This is a genomic window from Kribbella sp. NPDC002412 (genome assembly GCF_053592935.1).
The window spans coordinates 246787-263316 of record NZ_JBSFBL010000002.1 but is presented as its reverse complement, the minus strand read 5'-3'; the positions used below and the strand labels follow the sequence as shown (position 1 = coordinate 263316).

Genomic DNA, 16530 nt, shown 5'->3' with positions numbered 1-16530 from the left:
CCGGCGTCCGCACGCCACGTGAGTCAGTGCAGCTCGACCGCCAGCGAGTAGAAACGGGTGATCTGGGTGGCGCCGTTGTTGTCGTCCGACAGCAGGTAGAGCTGGCGCTTGCCGCCGGGCAGGTAGCCGCCGAGCGCGAGCGCCTCGACGTTGTCCAGCAGCGGGTTCGGCTGCGGCTGCTTGGCGACGGCACCCGACGGCGGGCAGTTCACCAGGTCGAACAACAGCTTCTTCTGCAGGAACACCTGGTCCGGCGCATCCGCCAGCGACGCCCGCGCGGTCACGTCCGCGGCCCGACGCAGCGACACCGTGAAGACGCGGATCGTGTTGCCCACCCCCGCGACGAAGGTCCGCTCCATCGACACCAGCGTGTCGTGGTCCACCACGGCCAGCTCGACCAGCGAAAGACCCGGGTCGGTCTTGTAGGCGTATTGCGCGGCCGGACGGTAGTCGTGGCCGGGCCAACCGGCGTACCGGATGATCCGGTTCCGCGAGCGACCGTCGGCGTCCGTGCCGTCGGGCGCGAGCGGTCCTTCCATTCCGGCGTACAGCGACCGACCGTCCTTGCTGACCGCGAGCGACTCGAAGGTCGCGTTGGTCGTCGCCTCGCCGGAGGGCGCGACCTGGAAGCGCGCGGGCACCGGCAGCGAGCCGATCTGCAGCCCGTCCGACAACTGGAACCGGCGGATCGACGGCTCCCGCTCGGATGTCGCGAGGATGGTCCGGTCGCCACGCTCGACGACCAGTCCTTCACCGTCGAAGTCGGCGCCCGTGTACGGCGTTCCGTCCGGCCGGCGCAGGATCGTCATCCCGTCCACGCTGACCGTCGGCTTGCTGCTGATCTTCAGGTCGAACACCCGAGCCGGCGTGGTCCCGACGTTGTCCACCAACGCGACCGCGCTGTCCCGGCCAGTCACGTTCAGCGCCGACAGACCGGCCACCGGCTGGCCGTCGAACGTCGTCTTGTCGAGCGCGTCGCTGAACCCGAGGAACCGGGCATCCGGCGAGCAGGAACCACCGGCAGCGGGGTGTGCCGAAGCACTGAGCGTCGTGGTGAGTGCGGTCAGGACTACGGCAGCGGCGAGCGGCTTGTGCCAGCGCATGACATTCCTCCGGCGAGGGCGAGGTCTGGACGACTGCAACCGATGGAAACCTACCGCGCGCAACACCAGGTGAACATCAGCGCACCAGACAGGGCCGCTTCGGATCGAAAGCCCAGTCCTTCACCAAGTACTGCATCGCCACCGCGTCGTCCCGGGCACCCAGGCCGTACTGCAGGTAGAGCTCATGCGCGGCCTGCAACGCATCGCGATCCAGAGCGACGCCCAACCCCGGAGCACTCGGTACGGCGATCGCGCCGTCGACGATCTGCAGCGGCTCCTTGGTCAGCGCCTGCCCGTCCTGCCAGATCCAGTGCGTGTCGAGCGCCGTGATCGCACCCGGCGCCGCCGCGCCCACGTGGGTGAACATCGCCAGCGAGATGTCGAAGTGGTTGTTCGAGTGCGAGCCCCAGGTCAGCCCGAAGTCGTTGCACAGTTGGGCGACCCGGACCGACCCGGCCATCGTCCAGAAGTGCGGATCCGCGAGCGGAATGTCGACCGCGTCGGCGCGGATCGCGTGGGCGAGCTCGCGCCAGTCGGTGGCGATCATGTTGGTCGCCGTACGCAGGCCCGTCGCCCGCCGGAACTCCGCCATCGTCTCGCGGCCGGAGAACCCCGCCTCCGCGCCACACGGGTCCTCGACGTACGCGAGTACGTCGTCCAGACCCGAGCACAACGCGATCGCGTCGCGCACCGGCCAGGCTCCGTTCGGATCGACGGTGATCCGCGCCGACGGGAACCGGCGCGCCAGCGCGGTCACCGCCTCGATCTCGGCGGCGCCCTCGAACACGCCACCCTTCAGCTTGAAGTCCGCGAACCCGTACCGCTCCTGCGCCGCCTCGGCCAGCGCCACCACCGCATCCGGGCCCAAGGCCGGCTGCCGGCGCAACGCCGACCATCGATCGCCGAACCCGTCGCCGGTCAGATAAGGCAGATCGGTCCGCGCCGGATCACCCACATAGAACAGGTAGCCGAGCACCGGCACCGTCGAGCGCTGCTGCCCGTCACCCAGCAACTCAGCCACCGGTACGCCGAGATGCTGCCCGAACAGATCGAGCAGTGCAGACTCGAGCCCGGTCACCGCGTGAACCGTCGTACGCAAGTCAAAGGTCTGAAGTCCGCGGCCACCCGCATCCCGATCGCCGAAGGTCTGCGAGACCGCCCGCAACAGCTGCCGGTAGCGCGAGATCTCCTGCCCGATGACCAGCTCGGCGGCTTCCCTGATCGTCGCGGCGATCTTCTCGCCACCCGGCACCTCGCCGACCCCGGTGTTGCCCGAGCTGTCCGTCACGACGACCACGTTGCGCGTGAAGAACGGCCCGTGCGCCCCACTCAGGTTCAGCAGCATGCTGTCGTACCCGGCGACGGGCACGACCTCGACGGACGCGACGGTCGGAGTCACTTGACCTTCCCGATCAGGTCGGTGAGTTGGGCGAGCTCGTCGTCGGTCAGGTTCTGCAGGGGTGGGCGGACCGGTCCGGCGGAGCGGCCGATCGCGGAGACGCCGGCTTTGACGATCGAGACCGCGTACCCCTTCGTGCGGTCCCGGATGTCGAGGTAGGGGAGGACGAACGCGTTCAGCTTGCGGTAGACCGACGCGCGGTCCTGGGCCAGCACGTCGGCGTAGAAGCCGAGGGCGAACTCGGGGACGAAGTTGAAGATCGCCGACGAGTAGGTGCTGACGCCGAGCTGCAGCAGCGGGAGCGCGAAGGTCTCCGCGGTCGGCAGGCCGCCGATGTAGGTGAGCCGGTCGCCGACCCGGGCGTAGGTGCGGGTCATCATCTCGATGTTCCCGACCCCGTCCTTCAGGCAGACCAGGTTCTCGTTGCGGTCCGCGAGCTCGGCGACCGAGAAGTCGGTCAGGATCGCGTTCGCCCGGCTGTAGACGGTGACGCCGAGCGAGGTGCTGTGGCAGACGGCGGACACGTGCTCGATCAAACCACGCTGGCCCGCTTCGGTGAGGTACGGCGGGAGCAGCAGGACGCCATCGGCTCCCGCGGCTTCGGCGGCCCGGGCTTGCTCGATCGCGGACGCCGTACCGCCGGTGGCCGGGGCGATCACCGGGACCTTGCCGTCGACCTCGGACACCGCCGCCCGGACGACCGTGTCGATCTCGGCGGCGGTCAGCGAGAACCCCTCGCCGGTCCCGCCGGCGGCGAACAGGCCGGCCACGTCGTACTGGCTCAGCCAGGCCAGGTGCTCGCGGTAGCCGGCCTCGTTGAAGCTCAGGTCCGCGTGGAAGTGCGTCACCGGGAACGAGAGCAGTCCGGTCTTGAGTCGTGCGGCCAGTTCGGCGGGGGAGAAGTGGGTCACGCCGTCACGGTAGAAGCGCTTTCCGATGCCTGTCCAAGATCATTTTTAGATCTATTGATGCTCTGAGAGCATCATCCACCATCACACAGCACCCGCCTCCGGCGGGGAGGCGGGGTGGTGGAGCATCGTGAGCACTCGGTGCAGGACCGGGTTGGTCGACTCGCGGTTCCAGATCGCGTGCAGCTCGACCGGTTCGCCCGGTACGCCGACCTCGCAGAAGGTGACTCCCTCGACGCCGAGGCTGCGCGCCGACGCCGGGACCAGCGCGACCCCACGACCGGCCGCGACCAGCAGGATCACGGTGAGGATCTGCTGCACCCGCTGCTCGATCCGCGGATGGGAGTCGGCCAGGAACCGGACCGTCAGCTCGTGGAAGTAGCGTGCCTGGGTCGGCGAGTAGCTGATCACCTGCTCGCCGCCGAAGTCCTCGGGTGCCAACGGCCGGCCGAGCGAAGCGAGCCGATGGTTGCTCGGGACAACGGCACACAACGGCTCCCGGGACACGATCCGGGAGTCGAGCAGCCGGGAGTCGAACGGCGGCCGGCCGAGCCCGAGATCCAGCTCTCCGCGCAGCAGACCGTCGATCTGCGCGGGTGTGACCCGTTCGTGCAGGATGACGTCGACACCCGGCAACTCTTCCGAGAGCCGCCGCAGCAGTGGACCGAGCGTCCGGATCGCCGACGTTGCCGTGAAGCCCAGGCGGAGGGTGCCGGCGGCGCCCTGGTCGACCCGGCGGGCCAGGTCACCGGCGGTCTCGACGAGCGCCAGCACGCGGCGAGCCTCAGCGAGGAAGGCGCGGCCTGCCTCCGTCAGCACCACCCGGCGGTTGTCCCGCTCGAGCAGTTGGACCCCGACGGCGCGCTCCAGTTTCTGCACCTGGCGGCTCAGCGGGGGCTGCGTCATGTTCAGCCGCTCGGCGGCACGGCCGAAGTGCAGCTCCTCGGCGACGGCGACGAAGGCGCTCAGCTGGTCGAGCGAGAACATGATTCCCGAAAGGTATCACTCGATGCCTTATCGGCCTTGGACAGGCATTATCGGCGGCCGGGATCTGCGACACGCACTCTGCACGAGCAGTACCTGGCGGCCGGCATCCGCAAGCGCGACGACACGTCGTACATGCGGACCGTGCAGCCTGACTTCAGTCCGAATACCGCTCGCTGGTGAGGCGGTGCCGGGTGTTCGACAGGTGCACCCGGGCCGCCGCCCGCGCCGCGTCCGGGTCCTGGCGCGCGATCGCGGCGTAGATGTTCTCGTGCTCGAGGACGACGCGGGTGAGGTGGGTCGCGTCGGACATCTCGTAGGCCGGGTCGAGGCGGGTCCGCGGCAGCATGATCATCATCGGGCCGAGCGAGTCGATCAGGTCGGTGTAGAAGCGGTTCCCGGCCGCGGCCGCGACCTTGAGGTGGAACGCGAAGTCCGCCTCGACCGACCGGCTCGGGTCGTCCCCGATCCGCCGGAAGTCGTCCAGCGCCCGCTCGATCGCCTTCAGCTGGTGCTCGGTACGCCGTACCGCCGCCAGCCCGGCCGCCTCAATCTCCACCCCGATCCGAAACTCCAGCAGCTCCAGCACGTCCCGATGCGACCGCACCTGCCGCAATCCGGCAGCCCGCTCCGGAACCTCTAGCACGAACGACCCACGCCCTTGGAACGTCTCCACCAACCCGGCCGCCTGCAACCGCGAGACCGCCTCCCGCACCACGGTCCGGCTGACCCCGAACTCCTCGACCAGGCTGTTCTCCGCAGGCAGCTTGTCGCCGGGCGAGATCTCCGCACTGAGGATTCGCCGCTTGAGCTCCTCGACGACCTCGTGCGCCAGCCCGCGCTTGCTCATCGGGTGCCGAACTCGCAGGCGTCGACGGTCCACGCCGCGCACTGCTCGCTGGTGGTGAAGCCGAGGCCGGGGCGGTCCGGGACGAGCATGCGGCCGTCCAGGGTCTCCAACCGCTCGTTGAACAACGGGTTCAGCCACTCGAAGTGCTCGACCCACGGCTCGCGCGGGTACGCCGCCGCAAGGTGCAGGTGGATCTCCATCGCGAAGTGCGGCGCGAGCTGAAGACCGTTGTGGTCGGCAAGCGCCGCCAGCCGCAGAAACGGCGTGATGCCGCCGATCCGCGGTGCGTCGGGCTGGATGATGTCCGCGGCCCGCGCCTCGATCAGGCGGACATGCTCCCCGACGCTCGACAGCATCTCGCCCGTCGCGATCGGTGTGTCCAGCGCGGCCGCCAGTTGCGCATGCCCCTCGGCGTCGTACGCGTCGAGCGGCTCCTCGATCCAGACCAGGCCGAACTCCTCCAGCACCCGCCCGAACCGCAGCGCCGTCGGCCGGTCCCACTGCTGGTTGGCGTCGACCATCAGCGGCACGTCGTCGCCCAGGTGCTCACGCACGGCCCGGACCCGGTCCAGGTCGATCCGGGTGTCCGGCTGCCCGACCTTGATCTTGATCCCGCCGATCCCGTCCGCCAGCGACTTCGACGCCCGCTCCTTGACCTCCTCGATCGGCGCGTGCAGGAACCCGCCGGAGGTGTTGTAGGCCCGGACCGAGTCCCGGTGCGCGCCGAGCAGCTTCGCCAGCGGCAGGTCCGCCCGCTTCGCCTTCAGGTCCCACAGCGCGATGTCGATCGCCGCGATCGCCTGGGTCGCGACCCCGGACCGGCCGACCGACGCGCCGGCCCACAGCAGCTTGTCGTACACCTTCCCGATGTCCGACGGATCCTCGCCGACCAGGTTCGCCGCGACATCCTTGGCGTGCGCGTACTGCGCCGGCCCACCGGCCCGCTTCGAGTAGCTGAACCCGATCCCGCGCTGGTCCTGCGCGGTCGCGATCTCGGCGAACAGGAACACGATCTCGGTCATCGGCCGCTGCCGCCCGGTCAGCACCTTGGCGTCGCTGATCGGCTGGTCGAGCGGCAGGACGACGGACGAGAGACGGACGTGGCGGATCTGATCACTCGGCATCCAGTCATCATACAAGTAGCCAACCTGTACGACGACCTGCGGGGCCGCACCGTTTGACCCCGGCGTAACACCGTGGATCCAGACCGGAAACACGGGCCGGAAAGGCTGCTGCTTCGCCCGACAACGCCGTCGCGCGCGCCCACTGTCTGGGCCAGCCCGTCATCTGGGGAAGGGGTTTGCGATGGATGTGTCGGAGCTGACGCACCGCCGGTTGTTCGACGCGCTCGACAAGGACGGCGACGGCCGGGTCTGGGCCTGGGAGCTGCTCAGCCCGCTGGGCCGGGGCGGGATCCAGCCAGGAGATCCCCGGGTCCGGGCGGCGCTCGCGGAGCTGCGCGACCCGGACGGCAAGCCGCTCGGGATCGACAGCCAGCCGGTGCAGATCGACTACCAGCAGTTCGTCGCGATCGCGCAGCACGGCGACGGCATCGTCCAGCGCGCCCTGCAAGGCGACCTGGCCGTGTCGCCGGCCGAGTTCGCGGAGCTCGCCCGCGGCCTGCAGCGGATCTACGCCGAGGTCGAACCGAACCGGGACGGCGAGGTCGCGCAGTACATTCCGACCCTCCGGGACGCGGACCCGGCGCGGTTCGGGATCGCGATCTGCACCGCCGACGGGCAGGTGTTCGAGGTCGGCGACACCCAGCTGCCGTTCAGCGTGCAGTCGACCTCGAAGCCGTTCAGCTACGCGATGGCGCTGGAAGAGCTCGGCGCGGACGAGGTGCACCAGTGGGTCGGTCAGGAGCAGAGCGGCGGCACCTTCAACGACTACAAGCTCTCGCTGGACGCGCACCGCAGGCCGCTCAACCCGATGATCAACGCCGGCGCGATCGGAACTCTCGCGCTGGTCGACTCGGGCAGCGACGAGTCCGCGCGGATGCGCACGGTCAAGGAGACCTGGACGGCGATGATGGGACGGCCGCCGGGGTCGGACGTCGAGACCTTCCTGGCCGAGCGGGACACCGGTGACGGCAACCGCGGCCTGGCCAGCCTGATGGCCGCCGAGCAGATGCTCAAGGGAGCGCGCGGCCGGGAGGGCGCCGAACGGGCCGCGGAGTTCTACTTCCAGGTCTGCTCGCTCGAGGTGGACGCGTCCCGGCTCGCGGCGGCCGGTGCCACGCTGGCGAATGGTGGCATCGCGCCGTACAGCGGTGAGCGGGTGTTCTCCCGGGAGACCACCGGCCGGGTGCTGTCGGTGATGGGGCACAGCGGGATGTACAACGACTCCGGCAAGTTCGCCGACCAGGTCGGGCTGCCGTCCAAGAGCGGTGTCTCCGGCAACGTGATGATGGTGGTGCCGGACAAGCGGCTCGCGGTGGTGACGTTCTCGCCGCGGCTGGACGAGGCCGGCAACTCGGTGCGCGGTGTCGAGGTGTGCCGCCGGCTGGTGAACGAGTTCGGCCTGCACCCGTACAAGGGGCTGGGCGCCGAACGCAGCCGGCAGGCCGATCAGCAGGCCGCCATCGCCGACACCGTTCGGCGGGCGCTCGGGGGCATGCCGACGCCGGGACGCGAGGGCTCCCAGGGAGCGAAGACGGGCGCCCACCGCGCCGGCGGCGCCGGCCGCAACCAATGGGGCCAGACCCTCTGAAAACCGCCGCAGCCCCCGTCGAGGAGATCGGGGGCTGCGGCGGTTCAGCGGACGGTCACTCCACGGTGACGGACTTCGCCAGGTTGCGCGGCTTGTCGACGTCGTGGCCGAGGGCAACGGCCGCGTAGTACGCGATGATCTGCAGCGGGATGGTGAGCAGGATCGGGTCGAGCTCCGGCTCGTTCTTCGGCACCACGATCTGCGCCGCCACGCCGTCCGGCACGTCCACGCCCGGGTGCGTCACGACGTACAGCGGGCCGGACCGGGCGCCGATCTCGTGCAGCGCGCCGATGTTGCGGTCGAGCAGCTCGTCGTCCGGCACGATCGCGACACTCGGCACGTCCGGCGAGATCAGCGCCAGCGGGCCGTGCTTCAGCTCCGAGGTCTGGTAGGCCTCGGCGTGCCGGTAGGAGATCTCCTTCAGCTTCTGCGCACCCTCGCGGGCCACCGGGTAACCGCGGGTCCGGCCGACGAAGAACAGGCTCTCGTGCTGGGACAGCCGGCCGGCGATCTTGGCCAGCTCCTCCTCCTGGGCGACGATCTCGGCGATGTGCCCGGGAAGCTTCTTCAGGCCCTCGATCAGCCGGCGGCCGTCGGCGGGGGAGACGTCGCGGATCCGGCCGAGGTGGATGCCGAGCATCGCGAACGCGACCGCCATGTTGGTCAGCGCCTTGGTGGACGCGACCGAGACCTCCGGGCCGGCGTGCAGGTAGACACCGCCGTCGACCTCGCGGGCGATGCTGGAGCCGACCGCGTTGACCAGGCCGATCACCCGGCCGCCCTTGCGCTTCAGCTCCTGGACCGCGACCAGGGTGTCCAGCGTCTCGCCGGACTGGCTCACGGCGATGTACAGGGTGTCGCGCTCGACCACCGGGTTGCGGTAGCGGAACTCCGAGGCCGGCTCGGCGTCGGCCGGGATCCGGGCCACCTCCTCGATGAACTGGGCGCCCATCTGGCCCGCGTAGTACGCCGAGCCGCAGCCGAGGATCTTGACCCGCTTGATCTCCCGGGCCTCCCGCGCGTCCATGTTCAGGCCGCCCAGGTGGACGGTGTGGAAGCGCTCGTCCAGGCGGCCGCGGATGGCCCGGCTGACGGCGTCCGGCTGCTCGTGGATCTCCTTCATCATGAAGTGCTCGTGCAGGCCGCGCTCGTACTCGTCGGCCTCCCACTCGACCGTCTTGGCGGTCTTGGTGGTCGGCGCGGCGTCCTGGGTGAAGGTGCGGTAGCCGTCGGCGCGGACGGTGGCGAGCTCGCCGTCGTCCAGGTAGACGACCTGGCGGGTGTAGCGGATCAGCGCGGCAGCGTCGGAGGCGACGTGCATCTCGCCGTCGCCGATGCCCAGGATCAGCGGGCTGCCGTTGCGGGCGACCACGATCCGGTCCGGGAACTCCAGGTCGATCACGGCGATGCCGTAGGTGCCCTCGATCCGGCGCAGGGCGGCCATCACCTTCTCCTCGAGGGTGGCGCCGTCGGACTGCTCGATCAGGTGCGCCAGCACCTCGGTGTCGGTCTCCGAGCGCAGCTTGACGCCGGCGTCCTCGAGCTGGGCGCGCAGCGCGCCGGCGTTGTCGAAGATGCCGTTGTGCACGACCGCGATCCGCTCGTTGCCGCTGACGTGCGGGTGCGCGTTGTCCTTGCTCGGGCCGCCGTGCGTCGCCCACCGGGTGTGGCCGATGCCGAGCTTGCCGCCGAATCGCTTCGGCAGCGACGCCTCCAGCTCGCGGACCCGGCCCGCGTCCTTGTGCACCTTCAGCTCGCTGGACCCCAGTACGGCGACACCCGCCGAGTCGTAGCCGCGGTACTCCAGCCGCGCCAGTCCGTCCACCAGGATGGGCGCGGCCGGCTTGGTGCCGACGTACCCGACGATTCCGCACATGTGTTCATGCCTTTCGGAGGTTGTCGCTGTCTGAGGTCAGACCCGTCAGCCGTAGACGATCCGTCGCAGCTGCCGGGCGGAGAGTTCGGGTGAGCGGACCGGCCAGTGCCGGAGCTCGGAGCCGAGCCGGGCGAAGATCTCGTCGTTGCGGGCGCCGTAGGTCTGCAGCTCTCGGTGCCGGCGCCGGACGTACTCCTCGGTCGTCTCGGTGAAGTAGGCCAGGACGTCGGCGACCACTCGGCGCGCGTCGTCCGGTGGCAGGCCGGTGGTCCGGCTGATCTGTTCGGCGAGTTCGTCCACCGGACCCGCCGCTGCCTCACTGATCACGCGTCAACTGTGCAGCGTTTCCGGGGTCAAAGCCAAGCTCTTGCCCGAAATCGGGCAGATTTCGCTGTTTCGACGGAAGGTGACCAGACCGTTCCCGGCCGTGGACCTTACTCCTGTTCTCCAGCGTGAGGGAAATCCCCACACCAGGTGCTCGTGATCTTGCCGGTGCCGGGGGCCGGGCGTAGGACTGGCCTTGGACGGGGCGACCCTCGGGGCCCGGGCTCGGCCGGCCCGTCGACATCCGCTCGACCGGAAGGTCACTGTCATGCACCGATCACCTGTCGTGGCCGCCCTCGCGGCCCTCGCACTGGTCACCGCCGGCGGCGCCACCGCGACCGCCCGGCCGGCGGCCCCCACCCCGCTCCCGAGCGGGTCGATCGCGCTGTCCGGCGCCGACGCCCGCGGCTTCGCCGTACCTCCGGGGATGGTGAAGGTCTGGACGGCCGACCGGGCCGGCGGCGGGACCCAGACCCACTACCAGCAGATGGTCGGCGCCGCGCGCGTCCTCGGCGGCCAGCTGACCGTCCTGACGGACAAGGCCGGCAGGACCAGCGCCGTGATCGGCGCGTACTTCCCGGGTCTGAAGGCAAAGAACAGCGCCTCGGTCTCGGCCTCGACCGCCCGCGGGATCGCCGCCAAGCGGGTCGGCGCTGGCGGCAAGTGGTCCGAGACGCTCCGGATCGACCCCAAGGACGGCCGGCTCTTCCACCAGGTCGTCAACCAGCGCCCGGACCAGCGGTGGGTGCAGTGGGTCGACGCCACCTCGGGCGCGGTGAAGAAGCAGTACGACGCCCTCGCGCACGGAGACGGGACCGGCGTGAAGGGCGACACCAAGACGTTCTCCACCATCCGGATCGGCAGCACCTTCTACCTGCGCTCGGCCAACGGGCGGCAGGAGACGTACGACGCCGGCAACAAGCAGGTGCAGCCGGGCGTGATCATGACCGACAGCGACGACCACTGGACCTTCAACAAGCCGAAGTTCCTGTCACCCAGCCAGGCGCCGGGTGTGGACGCGCACTACTACTCCGACGTGGTCGACGACTTCTACCTCGGCGTCTTCGGCCGCAACAGCCTGGACAACGAGGGCATGACGCTGATCTCGACCGTCCACTTCGCGAACCGGTACTGCAACGCGTTCTGGAACGGCGAGCAGATGACGTACGGCGACGGCGACGGCATGACCTGTCTCCCGCTGTCCGGCGGCCTGGACGTGGTCGGGCACGAGCTCACCCACGGCGTCACCGAGTTCACCTCGAACCTGATCTACGAGAACGAGTCCGGGGCGCTGAACGAGGCGTTCAGCGACATGATGGGCAACACGATCGAGTTCTACGCCGCGCAGAACGGCCGCGACCCGGCCGCGACCCCGGACTGGCTGATCGGCGAGGACGTCATCCTGGCGCCCGACGCCGCCCCCGGCTTCCGGAACATGGGCGACCCGATGGAGGACGCCGACCCCGACCACTACAGCGAGAAGCTGGTCGGCGAGGCGGACAACGGGTTCGTGCACAGCAACAGCGGGATCCCGAACCACGCCTACTACCTGGCCGTCAACGGCGGCCGCAACGCCGGCTGCGACACGGTCGGCTCCGGTGGCCACCGGCACACCGCCGACTGCGACGTGGTGGTGCCGGCGATCGGGCTGAACGCCGCGCGGTCGGTGTTCTACGACGGGTTCACCAGCCTGCCGGAGTTCGCGAACATGTGCGACGCGCGGAACGCCACCGTGGCCGTGGCGGGCGCCAACGCGACCGCGATCAACGCCGCCTGGGCGGCCGTCGGCGTGAAGTCCGGATGTACGCCGGCCACCCCGCCACCACCGCCGTGCGTCAGTGACCCGGACGCCGAGATCCCGTTCGAATCGCCACATCCGTACGGCAACAACGGCGACTGCACCTGGACCTACGACAACGGGACCGCCGGGTTCGCGTTCCACTTCAGCCTGCTCGACACCGAGAAGGACTTCGACTACGTGATCGTGTACGACGGCAACGGCAACGAGCTCGCCCGCTACACCGGCCTGGATCGCAACGGAGCCACGTCACCGTGCATCAGCACGTCGACCGGCTCCGTCCGCCTCCTGACCGACCCAGCCGTCACAGCCCAGGGCTTCATCGTCGACGCGGTGGAGGCCTGTTAGAACAGACGCAGTACGTCGGACTCCATGCCGCGCAGCGCGTCGTAGTCGACGGTCAGGCACTCCAGGCCTCGGTCGGTGGCGAGGACCTTGGCCTGGGGCTTGATCAGCTGGGCGGCGAAGATGCCCCGGACCGGGGCCAGCATCGGGTCCCGGTTCAGGAGTTCGACGTACCGGGTGAGCTGCTCGACGCCGTCGATCTCGCCGCGGCGCTTGATCTCGACCGCGACGTGCCTGCCGTCGGCGTCGCGGCAGAGCAGGTCGACCGGGCCGATCGCGGTCGGGTACTCGCGCCGTACCAGGGTCCAGCCCTCGCCGAAGGTGTGGACGTGCTCGGCGAGCAGCTCCTGCAGGTGCGCCTCGACACCGTCCTTGATCAGGCCGGGGTCGGTGCCCAGCTCGTAGGCGGTGTCGCTGTGCACCTCCTCGAGCGTGATCCGGAGCTCTTCACCCGCCTTGTTGGTGACACTCCAGACCCCCTCCTCCTCCGTCAGCTTGCACGGCGGGGACATCCAGTTCAGCGGCTTGTAGGAGCCGCCGTCGGCGTGGATCAGCACGGATCCGTCCGCCTTCACCATCAGCAACCGGGGAGCCATCGGCAGATGAGCCGTCAGCCGACCGGAGTAATCCACGGAACAGGTAGCAATCACCAAGCGCACGACACAGCACCGTAGTCCACGATCGGCCCGGAACCCACGCCACCTGGCCGCCGGGAGTGGCAGGCTGGTGGGCATGATCCCGAAGCCCAGCGAGCAGGCGGTCTCGGAGTACGACGCGGTCGCGGCCGGACTGGAGTCGTCCGGCGTGGTCCGGGGGAGCATGTTCGGCATGCCCTGCCTCAAGATCGGCAAGAAGGTGGTCGCCGGCATGCTCGGCGACGCGATGACGTTCAAGCTGCCGCCGCAGCCGCGGGAGAAGGCGCTCGCGCTGCCCGGCGTGGAGCCGTTCGACCCCGGCATGGGCCGCCCGATGAAGGAGTGGGTGGTGATTCCGCTGGCCCAGTCCGCGGTGTGGCCGGACTATGCCGCCGAGGCGCTGGAGTACGTGCGCGGATGAACCTCATCTGTCCGGCTCGGATACTGCTGCTGCCTGGGGATGTGGTGGAGCCGGTGGTGGGGGAGCGGGTTGCGCAGGTCTATGCGGGGCCGTTCGACGCGGCGGCCGGGGCGCGGCTGGCGGAGGGGCTCGGCGTGCGGCTGACCGTCGTACCTGAGCTGGTACGGCGGCCTGACGAGGAGCTGCAGGCGATTGCGGACCTGCATCGGGGCGAGACCGTGGTTGTGCTCGGGGTGGACCTCGGGTTGCGGCTGCCCGCGGTCGTGGAGCACACCGGCGACGGGTGGACGCGGGTGCCGACCAACAACGAGGTGACGCTGGCGACGTACGAGCAGGCGGCCGAGAAGTTCCGGGAGTCGATCCCGGCCGAGCCCAACACGCTGCTCATCGACCTGCTCGACGGGGCGCTCGCCCCCGGCGCGCGCGTGCTCGAGCTCGGCAGCGGGACCGGCCGCGACGCGATCGAGCTGGAGCGACGAGGTCTCGTCGTACGGCGGACCGACGCCACCTCGGCGTTCGTCGAGATGATGCGAGCGGAGGGGTACGACGCCGAGCGGCTGAACGCGATCACGGACGACTTCGGCGGGCCGTACGACGCGGTGTTCGCGGACGCGGTGTTCCTGCACTTCGACCGGGCGCAGCTCACCGGCGTGCTCCGGAAGGCGGCCCGGGCCGCACCGGTGCTCGCCTTCACCACGCGGGAAGGCAAGGGCGAGGCGTGGTCGAACCGGAACCTCGACCTGCCGCGGCACTTCGTCCTGTGGCAGGAGCAGCCGTTGCGCGAACTGCTCGCCGCCACCGGCTGGACGGTCGAGCAACTCAGCCGCGGTGAGACGCGGATCGGCTGGTGGTTCCACGTGCTGGCCAGGCGCTCGTGATCCGGGCCGGGATCGTGCTGCTGACGTCCGATGGCTTGGCGGCGATTGAGCGGGTTCGCGACGGGACGACGTACCACGTGCTGCCCGGCGGGCAGGTCGAGCACGGCGAGAGCCCGCCGGAGGCGGCCCGGCGGGAGGCGTACGAGGAGCTCGGGCTGCTCGTGAAGATTCGTGGGCTGATCGCGGTGGTGCACTTCGGGCAGGGCACGCAGCAGTACTACCTGGCCGAGCAGATCGGCGGGGAGTTCGGGACCGGCGACGGGCCGGAGATGACCAGCCCGCCGGAGTCGGAGCGGGGGAGCTACAGGGCGGTCTGGCTGCCGGTGCGCGAGCTCGCCGGACGGGACCTGAAGCCGAAGCCGGTCGCGGCGGCGCTGGACCAGGCGCCGGATCCGCAGTGGCTGCTGGACGGGTGGTTGGAGTCGCCGGCGGTGTTCGAGGAGGTGTGAGGTTGGACTCGGGGGTGACTCAGCTCATGGGCGGACCACTGGGCGGACTGGCATAGTTCGGGGCATGGCTCGGGAACTGAAGACGGTGGGTGTGGTCGGTCTCGGCACGATGGGCGCCGGGATCGCCGAGGTGTTCGCGCGCAACGGGCTGACCGTGGTCGGCGTCGAGCGCGACGAGGCGGCCGCCGAGCGCGGCCGTGGGCACATCCAGCACTCGACCGACCGGGCGGTGAAGCGCGGCAAGCTGTCCGTCGAGGACCAGCAGGCGCTGTTCGACCGGGTCACCTTCGCCACCTCGCTGGAGGCGCTGTCCGAATGCGACCTGGTGATCGAGGCCGTGGTCGAGCGGCTCGAGCTGAAGCGCGAGGTGTTCTCCGCGCTGGACAAGATCGTCCGCGACGACGCCATCCTGGCCACCAACACGTCCAGCCTGTCCGTCACCGAGATCTCGGTCGCCACCGAGCGCCCGCGCCGGGTCGTCGGCATGCACTTCTTCAACCCGGCCCCGGTGCAGGAGTTCGTCGAGGTGATCAAGACCGTCGTCACCGAGCCCGACGTGGTTGAGGACGTGCAGGAGCTGGCCCGCCGGCTGGACAAAGTCCCGGTGGTCGCCGCCGACCGGGCCGGCTTCATCGCCAACGCGCTGCTGTTCGGCTACCTGAACCACGCGGTCTCGATGGTGGAGTCGCGCTACGCCACCCGTGAGGACGTCGACGCGGCGATGCGGCTCGGCTGCGGCTACCCGATGGGCCCGCTGGCGCTGCTCGACCTGATCGGCCTGGACACGGCGTACGAGATCCTCGACACGATGTACAAGCAGGGCCGCAACCGCCTGCACGCCCCGGCCCCGATCCTCAAGCAGATGGTCACCGCCGGGCTGCTAGGCCGCAAGACCGGCCGCGGCTTCTACACCTACGAGGCGCCGGACTCCCCGGTCGTGGTCGACGACGAGCACACGCCTTCGACGGCCGGCGACGCGCCGGCGGTCCGGCCGGTCAAGCAGGTCGGCGTGGTCGGCTCCGGCACGATGGCGGTCGGCATCATCGAGGTCTGCGCCAAGGCAGGGTACGACGTCCTCTACGTGGCCCGCGGCACCGAGAAGGTCGACCGGGTCCGCGCCGCCCTGGAGCGCTCGCTGGAGAAGGGCGTCCAGCGCGGCAAGCTCTCCTCCGAGGAGCGCGACGCGGCCTTGCGCCGGATCGTCGGCACGGCGAAGCTCGACGACCTGGCGACCGTCGACCTGGTGGTGGAGGCCGTGGTCGAGGAGCTGAGCGTCAAGCAGGCGCTGTTCGAGACCTTCGACGAGATCTGCAAGCCGGGCGCGATCCTGGCCACGACCACCAGCAGCCTGCCGGTGATCGACCTGGCGATGGCGACCAAGCGGCCGAGTGACGTGGTCGGCCTGCACTTCTTCAACCCGGCGCCGGTGATGAAGCTGGTCGAGGTGGTCAGCACGGTCAGCACGTCGGCCGAGGTGGCCGACACGGTCGCGGCGCTGGCGGTTGCCGCCGGCAAGCACCCGGTGCGGTGCGGCGACCGGGCCGGGTTCATCGTGAACGCGCTGCTGTTCCCGTACCTGAACGACGCGGTCCGGATGCTCGAGGCGCACTACTCGAACGTCGACGACATCGACGCCGCGATGAAGCTCGGCTGCCGGCTCCCGATGGGCCCGTTCGAGCTCCTCGACGTGGTCGGCCTGGACGTCTCGCTGGCCATCCAGCGCACCCTCTACCTGGAGTTCCGCGAGCCCGGCTTCGCCCCGGCCCCGCTCCTCGAGCACCTGGTCACCGCCGGCTACCTCGGCCGCAAAACCGGCCGCGGCTTCCGCGACTACAGCAGCTGAACCTG

At 70.0% G+C, this 16530-nt stretch carries 15 protein-coding genes; 6 read left to right on the top strand and 9 right to left on the bottom strand.

Annotated elements, in window-relative coordinates:
- Positions 1 to 23: 23 nt before the first annotated feature.
- From ACWCOV_RS03030 to ACWCOV_RS03005, 6 genes are all read right to left on the bottom strand, one after another.
- Positions 24 to 1103 carry an esterase-like activity of phytase family protein gene (locus tag ACWCOV_RS03030; RefSeq protein ID WP_449827539.1) on the bottom strand — a complete coding sequence of 360 codons (1080 nt, stop codon included), beginning with the start codon at positions 1101 to 1103 and terminating at the stop codon, positions 24 to 26.
- A gap of 76 nt (positions 1104 to 1179) precedes the next feature.
- Positions 1180 to 2502: an enolase C-terminal domain-like protein gene (locus tag ACWCOV_RS03025; protein ID WP_449827538.1), complete on the bottom strand. Its 1323-nt coding sequence runs from the start codon at positions 2500 to 2502 to the stop codon at positions 1180 to 1182.
- Positions 2499 to 3413, bottom strand: coding sequence for a 5-dehydro-4-deoxyglucarate dehydratase (gene kdgD / locus ACWCOV_RS03020; protein WP_449827537.1), 915 nt, complete (start codon positions 3411 to 3413; stop codon positions 2499 to 2501). The genes ACWCOV_RS03025 and kdgD overlap by 4 nt, the downstream gene beginning before the upstream one ends.
- Positions 3414 to 3494: 81 nt before the next feature.
- Positions 3495 to 4397 (bottom strand): LysR substrate-binding domain-containing protein, encoded by a 903-nt coding sequence (locus ACWCOV_RS03015; protein WP_449827536.1) that lies wholly within the window; start codon positions 4395 to 4397, stop codon positions 3495 to 3497.
- 154 nt (positions 4398 to 4551) lie between these two features.
- On the bottom strand, positions 4552 to 5244 hold the full coding sequence (locus tag ACWCOV_RS03010; RefSeq protein ID WP_449827535.1) for a FadR/GntR family transcriptional regulator: 693 nt from the start codon (positions 5242 to 5244) through the stop codon (positions 4552 to 4554).
- The gene (locus ACWCOV_RS03005) at positions 5241 to 6368 is read right to left on the bottom strand and encodes an L-talarate/galactarate dehydratase (protein WP_449827534.1); all 1128 of its coding nucleotides are present in this window, start codon (positions 6366 to 6368) and stop codon (positions 5241 to 5243) included. Before ACWCOV_RS03005 ends, ACWCOV_RS03010 begins: the two co-directional genes overlap by 4 nt.
- Before the next feature lie 181 nt (positions 6369 to 6549).
- Between ACWCOV_RS03005 and glsA the strand changes: the two genes are divergently transcribed.
- Complete coding sequence (gene glsA, locus ACWCOV_RS03000; protein WP_449827533.1) at positions 6550 to 7956, top strand: glutaminase A; 1407 nt, start codon at positions 6550 to 6552, stop codon at positions 7954 to 7956.
- A gap of 55 nt (positions 7957 to 8011) precedes the next feature.
- Here the strand turns inward: glsA and glmS are convergent, their stop codons facing one another.
- Positions 8012 to 9832, bottom strand: a complete 1821-nt coding sequence (gene glmS, locus ACWCOV_RS02995) for a glutamine--fructose-6-phosphate transaminase (isomerizing) (RefSeq protein WP_449827532.1) — start codon at positions 9830 to 9832, stop codon at positions 8012 to 8014.
- A 45-nt stretch (positions 9833 to 9877) separates the two neighbouring features.
- Positions 9878 to 10159 (bottom strand): hypothetical protein, encoded by a 282-nt coding sequence (locus ACWCOV_RS02990; protein ID WP_449827531.1) that lies wholly within the window; start codon positions 10157 to 10159, stop codon positions 9878 to 9880.
- Positions 10160 to 10424: 265 nt separating this feature from the next.
- Here ACWCOV_RS02990 and ACWCOV_RS02985 point away from each other — a divergent pair, with 265 nt between their 5' ends.
- Positions 10425 to 12302, top strand: coding sequence for a M4 family metallopeptidase (locus ACWCOV_RS02985; protein ID WP_449827530.1), 1878 nt, complete (start codon positions 10425 to 10427; stop codon positions 12300 to 12302).
- Here the strand turns inward: ACWCOV_RS02985 and nucS are convergent.
- Positions 12299 to 12958: an endonuclease NucS gene (nucS, locus tag ACWCOV_RS02980; RefSeq protein ID WP_449827529.1), complete on the bottom strand. Its 660-nt coding sequence runs from the start codon at positions 12956 to 12958 to the stop codon at positions 12299 to 12301. The genes ACWCOV_RS02985 and nucS overlap by 4 nt on opposite strands.
- A gap of 73 nt (positions 12959 to 13031) precedes the next feature.
- Here nucS and ACWCOV_RS02975 point away from each other — a divergent pair, with 73 nt between their 5' ends.
- The 4 genes from ACWCOV_RS02975 to ACWCOV_RS02960 all read left to right on the top strand — a co-directional run bounded on the left by ACWCOV_RS02975 (position 13032) and on the right by ACWCOV_RS02960 (position 16525).
- Positions 13032 to 13355 (top strand): hypothetical protein, encoded by a 324-nt coding sequence (locus ACWCOV_RS02975; protein WP_449827528.1) that lies wholly within the window; start codon positions 13032 to 13034, stop codon positions 13353 to 13355.
- A gap of 56 nt (positions 13356 to 13411) precedes the next feature.
- On the top strand, positions 13412 to 14233 hold the full coding sequence (locus ACWCOV_RS02970; RefSeq protein ID WP_449827527.1) for a class I SAM-dependent methyltransferase: 822 nt from the start codon (positions 13412 to 13414) through the stop codon (positions 14231 to 14233).
- On the top strand, positions 14203 to 14682 hold the full coding sequence (locus ACWCOV_RS02965) for an NUDIX domain-containing protein (RefSeq protein WP_449827526.1): 480 nt from the start codon (positions 14203 to 14205) through the stop codon (positions 14680 to 14682). The genes ACWCOV_RS02970 and ACWCOV_RS02965 overlap by 31 nt, the downstream gene beginning before the upstream one ends.
- Before the next feature lie 64 nt (positions 14683 to 14746).
- Positions 14747 to 16525 (top strand): 3-hydroxyacyl-CoA dehydrogenase family protein, encoded by a 1779-nt coding sequence (locus tag ACWCOV_RS02960; protein ID WP_449827525.1) that lies wholly within the window; start codon positions 14747 to 14749, stop codon positions 16523 to 16525.
- Positions 16526 to 16530: the final 5 nt, after the last annotated feature.